Origin of the sequence: Methylibium sp. T29-B, assembly GCF_000576225.1 — a bacterium.
Classification (GTDB): domain Bacteria; phylum Pseudomonadota; class Gammaproteobacteria; order Burkholderiales; family Burkholderiaceae_C; genus Methylibium; species Methylibium petroleiphilum.
The window spans coordinates 1-9,340 of the sequence record NZ_AZSN01000141.1; the positions used below are offsets into that span (position 1 = coordinate 1).

The following is a 9,340-nucleotide window of genomic DNA, read 5'->3' on the forward strand; positions in this document are numbered from 1 at the left end:
GGCGGCCTGCACGAGCAGTTGCTCGCGGCGCTGCCGTTCCGCCTGACCGGGGCCCAGCACCGCGTGACCGAGGAGATCGCGCGCGACCTGGCCCGCCCGCACCCCACGCACCGGCTGCTGCAGGGCGACGTGGGTTCCGGCAAGACGGTGGTCGCGGCGCTGGCGGCCACCGTGGCGATCGACGCCGGCTGGCAGTGCGCACTGATGGCGCCGACCGAGATCCTGGCCGAGCAGCACTTCCGCAAGCTGGTCGGCTGGCTCGAGCCGCTAGGCGTGCCGATCGCCTGGCTCACCGGCAGCCAGAAGGGCAAGGCGCGCACGCGCATGCTGGAGCGCGTGGCCAGCGGCGAGGCGCGGCTGGTGGTCGGCACGCACGCGGTGATCCAGGACCGCGTGGTGTTCGAGCGCCTCGGCCTGGCCGTCATCGACGAGCAGCACCGCTTCGGCGTCGCGCAGCGGCTGCAGCTCAAGCGCAAGCTCGAGGGCACGCCGCTGGAGCCGCACCTGCTGATGATGTCGGCCACGCCGATCCCGCGCACGCTGGCAATGACCTACTACGCCGACCTCGACGTGAGCACCCTCGACGAGCTGCCGCCCGGCCGCACGCCCATCGTCACCAAGGTCTTCGCCGACGGTCGCCGCGACAGCGTGATCGCGCGCATCCGCGACGAGGTGGCGAAGGGCCGTCAGGTCTACTGGGTGTGCCCGCTGATCGAGGAGAGCGAGACGCTGGACCTGCAGAACACCACCGAGACCCACGCGCGGCTCGGCGAGGCGCTGCCCGGCGTGCAGGTCGGCCTGCTGCACGGCCGCATGCCGGCGGCCGAGAAGGCCGCGGTGATGGCGCGCTTCACCGGCGGCGAACTGGCGGTGCTGGTGTCGACCACGGTGATCGAGGTCGGCGTCGACGTGCCCAACGCGAGCCTGATGGTGATCGAGCACGCCGAGCGCTTCGGGCTGTCGCAGCTGCACCAGCTGCGCGGTCGCGTCGGCCGCGGCAGCGTGGCCAGCGTGTGCGTGCTGCTGTACACGCCGCCGCTGTCGGACACCGGCAAGGCGCGCCTGCGAGCGATGGCCGAGACGAACGACGGCTTCGAGATCGCGCGCCGCGACCTCGACATCCGCGGTCCCGGTGAATTCATGGGCGCCCGCCAGAGCGGAGCGGCGCTGCTGCGCTTCGCCGACCTGGCCGAGGACAGCGCGCTGCTGGCCCAGGCGCGACAGCTGGCGCCGCAGCTGCTGGAACACCACCCGCGAGCGGCCGACGCCCACGTGAACCGCTGGCTCGGCAGCAAGGCCGAGTACCTGAAGGCCTGACGGTCAGGGCCCCGTGTTCACGTGCGCCAGCAACTGGCGCACCAGCAGCGCCACGTCGCCGGTCTTCTGCAGCAGCGCCTCGGCCCCGGCCTCGCGCAGCGGGGCCACCCGTTCAGGGTCGACATCGGCCGACATCACGACGATCGCCGGCAGCCCTGCGCCCGCGCGGGCGCGCACGGCGGCGATCACGCCGTGCGCGTCGCCGTCGCCGAGGTTCAGGTCGGTCAGCACCACCTCGAAGGGCGGGCCCGGCGCCGCCAGCGCGGCCTGCGCTTCCGCCAGAGAACCGGCGACCCGCACCGCGTAGCCCTGGGCCGCGAGCGCACGCTCCAGCAGCATCGCGTAGACATCGGCATCCTCGACCAGCAGCAGCCGGCGCGGCGCGTCCTCGGCCAGGGGCGCGGGGCCGGTGGCCTCGGTCTCGACGTCGGCCGTCCAGCGCAGCAGCGCGGTGGTGCCGTGCCCGGGGCTGCTCTCGATGTGCAGCGCACCGCCCATCAGCGCGGCGAGGTCGCGGCACAGCGACAACCCGAGCCCGGTGCCGCTGCGCGCCGCCGTCTGGCCGCCGGCGGTGTAGTAGCGCTCGAACAGCCGCGCCTGGTCGGCCTCGGCGATGCCCGGGCCCTGGTCGCGCACGCGCACTTCGATCACGCAGCGCGACGCTTCTTCGCCCGCCTGCGGCGTGCAGCGGGCTTCGATCAGGATCTCGCCGCGCTCGCTGTACTTGATCGCGTTGGCCACCAGGTTGCGCACGATCTGCTCGACGCGCAGCGCGTCGACGCGCAGCAACGGGTCGGGCATCGGCGCGGTGCAGGTCAGCGTGAGTTGTCTCGCCCGTGCGGCCGGCAGCATCTCCGCGCGCACGCCGCGCAGCAGCGGCCCGAGCTGCACGGGCTCCAGGTGCAGGCTCAGCCGGCCGGCGTCGAGCCGGTTGCGGTCGAGCAGGTTGTTCAGCAGGTTCAGCGTCGAGCGCGCCGAGTCACCCAGCGAACCGGCCACCGACGCCGAGACCTCGCGCCCGCTGCGCAGCAGCTCGGCCCCGGCGATCACCGAATGCAGCGAGTTGCGCACCTCGTGGGCCAGGAAGGTCACGAAACGCTCGCTCGCGCCGCGGGCCCGCTCGGCCTGGCGCTGTGCGCCAAGCGTGCGCTGCATCTCGCGCCGCAGTCCGCGGTGGTGCCACCACCACGCCGCGAGCAGCAGGGCGAGCGCCGTCGCGACCCAGGGCAGGTAGCGCAGCAGCAGCTCGCGCACGACGCGCGCCGGCGTCGGACGCGTCAGCCAGCGGCGCTTGAGCTCGAGCAGGTCGTCGGCCACGGTCGCATCCAGCGCCCGCTGCAGCAGCGGCAGCAGCGCCGCGTGACGAGACGACACCGCGATGCCGTGCTCCTGGCGCAAGCCGGCCGCCGTGCCGGTGATCTGCACGTCGCTGCGCGGCGATTCGGCCAGCAGCACCGCCGCGGTGATGACGTCGGCCAGTGCCGCGTCGGCGCCGCCGCTCGCGACGCGCTCGACGCAGCTCGGCAGCGGATCGCAAGCCACCAGCTCGATGCCGGGGTAGCGCGCGGCGATCAACGGTCGCGCGAAATGTGCGGGTGGCAGCGCAAGGCGCCGGCCGACGAGCTGCTCCAGACCCCAGGCGCTGCCGCCGGGGCGGCCCAGCAGCACCATCGGGTGCTCGATGTAGGGACCGATGAAGCGCACCGTGTCGGCCGGCGTGGCCACCGCCGACAGGCCGAGCGCGAGGTCGACCTCTCCGCGCTGCAGCGCCGCCAGCGCCTCGGTGGCGCCGCTCGCGCGCCAGGTGCCGGACACGAGCCCGAGGCGTCCGAGCACCGCGCGCAGCACGTCGACCGACAGGCCCTGCGGCCGGCCATCGGCGTCGAGCACCGCGAACGGCAGCCGCCCGTCCACCACGGCGACATTCAGCGGCCGCTGCGCGGCGAGCAGCGCGCGCTCGGGGTCGTCCAGGCGCAGCGGCTCGGCGCGTCGCGCGAAATGCGGTTCCGCACGCCATCGGCCGATGATGAACTCGCGCGTCTCGGCACCCATGCCCGCCAACGCCGCCGAGAGCGAGTCGAGCCGGGCGGCGCCGGCCTTCGGTGCCGCGAAATGCAGCGCGCCGCTCGGCAACGCCAGCGTGCGCACCAACCGCAAGCCGGCGAGGCGCGCGCGCTCGATGGTGCCGACGAGTACCGGCTGCGCCTCGATCATCACGTCGGCACGGCCCTGCTGCACGGCCCGCAGGCCGTCGGCGATGCTGGCCACCGGCACCCGCTGCGCCAGCGGGAACAGCTCGCGCGCATTGGCCTCGGCGGCGTAGCCGGCCACGGTGGCCAGACGCCGGCCGTTCAGGTCGGCCGCGAGCGAGCCCGACGGATCGCTCGCGCGGGTGACGACCGCCTGCTCGATCAGCGCATACGGCACCGAGAACGCCAGCGTCGGCTCGCGCTCGGCGTTGCGGGCCATCGACGAGGCGAGGTCGAGCCGCCCGGCGCGCAGGTCGCGCTCGAGCGCCACGAAGTCGGTGTAGCGCACCGGCTCCACCTGCACCCCGAGCGCGGGCGCCAGCCGGCGCAGCATTTCCAGATCGGCGCCCCCGGCCTCGCTGCCCTCGGGCCAGATCTGGAACGGCGGGAAATCCGCCAGCATCCCGTAGCGCAGCGGCGATGGCGACGCGGCGCTGCAGGCGAGCGCACACAGGCCGAGCACGGACCCGGCCAGCCATCGCAGCGCCCGCGGCAAGCCGCTACGCATCTTCGTCCCGCAGCGTCAAAGGCCACCCTCCCTGGGTCGCTCCCCGATCGACGTTAGCACGGCCTGCGCGGCAGCGCGCGCGCCGTCGGGGCCGAAAAGCCCGCAGAATCCGCTCCAAGGCTGGGGACCCGGAAATGACACTGACCGAACTGCGCTACATCGTGGCCGTCGCCCGCGAGCGCCATTTCGGCCGCGCGGCGGAGGCCTGCTTCGTCTCGCAGCCGACGCTCAGCGTCGCGATCAAGAAGCTCGAGGACGAGCTCGACGTCAAGATCTTCGAGCGCGGCAGCAACGAGATCTCCACCACGCCGCTGGGCGAGGAGATCGTGCGCCAGGCGCAGTCGGTCATCGAGCAGGCACAGGCCATCAAGGAGATCGCCAAGCGTGGCCAGGATCCGCTGGCCGGCGCGCTGCGGCTGGGCATCATCTACACGATCGGTCCCTACCTGCTGCCTGATCTGGTGAGGCACGCGATCGACATGTTCCCGCAGATGCCGCTGATGCTGCAGGAGAACTTCACCGTCAAGCTGCTCGACATGCTGCGCACCGGCGAACTCGACGCGGCCATCATGGCCGAGCCCTTCCCCGACACCGGCCTCGCCATCGCGCCGCTCTACGACGAACCCTTCGTCGTCGCCTGCCCGGCCACCCATCCGCTGGCCAAGCGCGAGAGCGTCTCGTCGGAGGAGCTGAAGAAGGAGACGATGCTGCTGCTCGGCACCGGCCACTGCTTCCGCGACCACGTGCTCGAGGTGTGCCCGGAGTTCGCGCGCTTCTCGAGCGACGCCGAGGGCATCCGCAAGAGCTTCGAGGGCTCGTCGCTCGAGACCATCAAGCACATGGTCGCCTCCGGGATGGGCGTGACCGTGGTACCGCAGCTCAGCGTGCCGAAGGAGCCGCAGCCGCACCTGCGCTATGTGCCCTTCAGCGCGCCGCTGCCGACGCGCCGCGTGGTGCTCGCGTGGCGGCGCACCTTCACGCGCTACGAGGCCATCGCCGCGCTGCGCAACGCCATCTACGCCTGCGAGCTGTCGGGCGTCACCCGCCTGACCCCCTGAGCGCCCGCGGCTATCGCCGCCATTGCCGCACCGTCATTGATCGGGCGGGATGCGCCTCCTAAACTGGCCGCGAAACATCGTGGACAACCCCTGGAGACTTGCATGGCGACCGAATCGAAGTGCCCGTTCAACCACGCCGCCGGCGGCGGCACGACCAACCAGGACTGGTGGCCCTCCCAGTTGCGGCTGGAGCTGCTGAACCAGCACTCGAGCAAGTCCGACCCGCTGGGTGCCGGCTTCGATTACGCCGAGGAGTTCAAGAAGCTCGACTACTTCGCGCTCAAGAAGGACCTGCTGGCGCTGATGACCGATTCGCAGGACTGGTGGCCGGCCGACTTCGGCCACTACGGCCCGCAGTTCGTGCGCATGGCCTGGCACGCCGCCGGCACCTACCGCACGGCCGACGGCCGCGGCGGCGGCGGCCGCGGGCAGCAGCGCTTCGCGCCGCTCAACAGCTGGCCCGACAACGTGAACATCGACAAGTCGCGCCGCCTGCTGTGGCCGATCAAGCAGAAGTACGGCCAGCGCATCAGCTGGGCCGACCTGCTGATCCTGACCGGCAACGTGGCGCTGGAGTCGATGGGCTTCCGCACGTTCGGCTTCGCCGGCGGCCGAGAGGACGTATGGGAACCCGACAACGACGTGAACTGGGGCAACGAGACCACCTGGCTGGCCACCGACAAGCGCTTCACCGGCGACCGTGATCTCGACCAGCCACTGGCCGCCACCCACATGGGCCTGATCTACGTGAACCCCGAGGGTCCCAACGCCAGCGGCGATCCGCTTGCCGCCGCCAAGGACATCCGCGCGACCTTCGGCCGCATGGCGATGGACGACGAGGAGATCGTGGCGCTGATCGCCGGCGGCCACACCTTCGGCAAGGCGCACGGCGCCGCGCCCGAATCGCACAAGGGTCCCGAGCCCGAAGGCGCGCCGCTCGAGGCGCAGGGCCTGGGCTGGACCAGCAGCTTCGGCAGCGGCCACGGCAAGGACACCGTCTCCAGCGGCCTGGAGGTCACCTGGACCACCACGCCGGCGCGCTGGAGCAACGACTTCTTCGAGCACCTGTTCAAGTTCGAATGGGAGCTGACGCAATCGCCCGCCGGCGCGAAGCAGTGGACGGCCAAGGATGCGCCGGAGATCATTCCCGACGCGCACGTCCCCGGCAAGAAGCTCAAGCCGACGATGCTCACCACCGACCTGACGCTGCGCGTCGACCCCGAGTTCGAGAAGATCTCGCGCCGTTTCCTCGACAACCCGCAGGCTTCGCCGACGCCTTCGCGCGCGCGTGGTTCAAGCTCACCCACCGCGACATGGGCCCGAAGGTGCGTTACCTCGGCCCCGAGGTGCCGAAGGAAGAGCTGCTCTGGCAGGACCCGCTGCCCCCGGCCACGCTGCCGGCGCCGAATGCCGCCGACATCGCCGAGCTGAAGGCGAAGATCGCCGCATCGGGCCTGACGGTCGCACAGCTCGTGGCCACCGCCTGGGCCTCGGCCTCCACCTTCCGCGGCGGCGACAAACGCGGCGGGGCCAACGGCGCGCGCCTTCGCCTGGCACCGCAGAAGGACTGGGAAGCCAACACCCCGGGCGAGCTGGCCAAGGTGCTGGCGACACTGGAGACCCTCCAACAGGGCTCTGGCAAGTTCTCGCTGGCCGACGTGATCGTGCTGGCCGGCGGCGTGGGCGTGGAGCAGGCCGCCAAGGCGGCGGGTGTCGGCATCGAGGTGCCGTTCGCCCCGGCCGCGTCGACGCCACGCAGGAGCAGACCGATGTGGAGTCCTTCGCCTTCCTGGAACCGGTGGCCGACGGCTTCCGCAACTACTTCAAGGGCCCGGGCAGCGTGCCGGTGGAGCACCTGCTGGTCGACAAGGCGCAGCTGCTCACGCTCACCGCTCCCGAGATGACGGTGCTGGTCGGCGGGCTGCGCGTGCTGGGCGCCAACGCCGGCGGCAGCCGGCATGGCGTGTTCACCGACCGGCCGGGCGTGCTGACCCCCGACTTCTTCGTCAACCTGCTCGACATGCGCACGACGTGGCAGCCGGCCAACGGTGTGTACGAGGGCAAGGACCGCCAGACCGGCCAGCAGAAGTGGACCGCGACGCGGGTGGACCTGGCGTTCGGTTCCAACGCCGTGCTGCGCGCGCTGGCCGAGGTGTACGCCAGCGCCGACGGTCAGACCAAGTTCGTGCACGACTTCGTGGCCGCGTGGACCAAGGTCATGAACCTGGACCGCTACGACCTGACCTGACCCGGCGGCTACAGTTCCAGCCATTCCCATTGACCCAGGAGCACGCACGATGGCCAAGACCCGTCCCGCCACGCCGCCGGTGAACATCGGCATCTCGGAGAAGGACCGCGCGGCGATCGCCAAGGGGCTCAACGCCCTGCTGGCGGACACCTACACGCTCTACCTCACGACCCACAACTTCCACTGGAACGTGACGGGGCCGATGTTCAACACGCTGCACACCATGTTCATGACGCAGTACACCGAGCTGTGGAACGCGGTCGACCCGGTCGCCGAGCGCATCCGTGCGCTGGGCTTCCCGGCCGCCGGCAGCTACGGCCAGTTCGGCAAGCTGAGTTCGCTGAAGGACGCGCCGGCCGAGCCGCCGAAGGCGATGGACATGGTGCGCATCCTCGTCGAGGGCCACGAGGCGGTGGCGCGCACCGCGCGCGGCATCTTCCCGCTGGCCGACAAGGCCTCCGACGAGCCCACCGCCGACCTGCTGACGCAGCGCCTCACGGTGCACGAGCAGGCGGCGTGGATGCTGCGCTCGCTGCTCGAGGAGTAAGCCGACGGCGGGCCGCTACAGCAGCCCGTCGATCGGCAGCCACGACAACAGCCACACCCACAGCCGCGTGAGCCAGCCGGCCTCGGGCTCCTCGGTCAGCTCGATCGGCTGGCCTTCGGGCGTCTGGCCGCGCCAGCGCAGCGCGTCGGGGCCGCGGTCAGGGTCGCGCGTCACCTGCCAGGCCTGGCGCGGCACCTCGGTGTCGAACGCCTGGCCGATGCGCTGCGCGAGGCCTGGGTGCTCGAGCAGCACGCCGATCTCGGTGTTGAGCCAGGCCGAGCGCGGATCGAAGTTGAAGGAGCCGATGAACACGCGCTCGCCGTCGACGGCGAAGGTCTTGGCGTGCAGGCTCGCGCGCGACGAACCCAGGCCCAGCAGCCGCCCGCGCGCGCGACCTTCGGGCGCCGGGACAGGCCGCAGTTCGTAGAGCTCCACACCGCCGTCGAGCAGCGCCGGGCGATACGGTGCATAGCCGGCGTGCACCGCCGAGACATCCGTCGCGGCCAGCGAGTTGGTCAGCACGCGCAGCCGCACGCCGCGGTCGTGCAGCGCGGTGAACGCGGCCACGCCGTCGTCGGTGGGCACGAAGTAGGGCGACACGATGTCGATGCTGCGGTCGGCATTGCCCAGCGTGCGCGCGAGCCGCGGCAGCATCAGCTCGCTTTCGCCGGCCTGCTTGAGCACCTTGTCGGGCGGGTCGACGAACAGCGTGGAGCGGCCCCAGACGAAGTCGGACGCCTGCGGCCCGCGCTCGCGCCAGCGCTCGACGCGCGGACGCTCGCGCAGGTCCTTCGCGTAGGCGCTGGCCTCGTCGAGCGCCGCCTGCTGCTCGGGCGTGAGCGGCCGGTCGTTGCCGGGCAACAGCAGCGACCGCCGCGGGTAGGCCGAGGCGCTGTTCCAGTAGGCGTCGAAGGACGCCGACACCTCACCGACGATCGGCCCGACCGCGAGCACGTCGAGGTCGGCGAACTCCATGTCGGCCGCCGCGCCGAAGTACTCGTCGCCGACATTGCGTCCGCCGAGGATGGTGACCACGCCGTCGGCATTGAACGTCTTGTTGTGCATGCGCCGGTGCAGGCGCGAGAAGTCGGTGGCCAGATCCCACGCGCGGCCCAGGCCGCGGTGCGGATAGGGGTTGAAGAAGCGCACCTCGGCGCCCGGGTGGGCATCGAGCTGCGACAGCAGCCCGTCGAGCGTGGGGCTGCCGTTGCCGTCGTCGAGCAGCAGGCGCACCCGCACGCCGCGCTCGGCCGCGGCCTGCAGGCGCGTCAGCAGCCAACGGCCGGTGCGGTCGCTGCGCCAGATGTAGGTCTGGATGTCCAGGCTGCTGCCGGCGCGGTCGACCAGCCACACGCGCGCCGCGAAGGCGTCGAGCCCGCTGTCGAGCGGCACGAAGCCGGAGCGGCCGGGGTG

5 protein-coding genes and 1 pseudogene are annotated in these 9,340 nt (G+C 71.9%); 4 read left to right on the forward strand and 2 right to left on the reverse strand.

Translation table 11 applies throughout. The features are described from left to right. Positions 1-1,317 (forward strand): ATP-dependent DNA helicase RecG (locus tag Y694_RS17240; RefSeq protein ID WP_036234757.1); only part of this gene is annotated, 1,317 nt, incomplete at its 5' end. A gap of 3 nt (positions 1,318-1,320) precedes the next feature. Here Y694_RS17240 and Y694_RS17245 read toward each other — a convergent pair. Further along, positions 1,321-4,074, reverse strand: a complete 2,754-nt coding sequence (locus Y694_RS17245; RefSeq protein ID WP_036234758.1) for a transporter substrate-binding domain-containing protein — start codon at positions 4,072-4,074, stop codon at positions 1,321-1,323. Between the two features lie 134 nt (positions 4,075-4,208). Here Y694_RS17245 and Y694_RS17250 point away from each other — a divergent pair, with 134 nt between their 5' ends. The 3 genes and pseudogenes from Y694_RS17250 to Y694_RS17260 all read left to right on the forward strand — a co-directional run bounded on the left by Y694_RS17250 (position 4,209) and on the right by Y694_RS17260 (position 7,927). After that, a complete protein-coding gene (locus Y694_RS17250) occupies positions 4,209-5,132 on the forward strand; it encodes a hydrogen peroxide-inducible genes activator (RefSeq protein ID WP_036234761.1) in 924 nt (307 codons plus the stop codon). A gap of 102 nt (positions 5,133-5,234) precedes the next feature. Next, positions 5,235-7,380 (forward strand): annotated as a pseudogene (katG, locus tag Y694_RS26585) (catalase/peroxidase HPI). Positions 7,381-7,429: 49 nt separating this feature from the next. Continuing rightward, positions 7,430-7,927, forward strand: a complete 498-nt coding sequence (locus Y694_RS17260) for a Dps family protein (protein WP_036234764.1) — start codon at positions 7,430-7,432, stop codon at positions 7,925-7,927. Between the two features lie 15 nt (positions 7,928-7,942). Here Y694_RS17260 and Y694_RS17265 read toward each other — a convergent pair. After that, a partial coding sequence (locus Y694_RS17265) for a phospholipase D family protein (RefSeq protein ID WP_036234765.1) occupies positions 7,943-9,340 on the reverse strand: 1,398 nt, incomplete at its 5' end.

Coding starts and splice junctions, on each gene's coding strand:
- Y694_RS17245 (WP_036234758.1), bottom strand. CDS start 4,074: ATGCGTAGCGGCTTGCCGCGGGCGCTGCGATGGCTGGCCGGGTCCGTG.
- Y694_RS17250 (WP_036234761.1), top strand. CDS start 4,209: ATGACACTGACCGAACTGCGCTACATCGTGGCCGTCGCCCGCGAGCGC.
- Y694_RS17260 (WP_036234764.1), top strand. CDS start 7,430: ATGGCCAAGACCCGTCCCGCCACGCCGCCGGTGAACATCGGCATCTCG.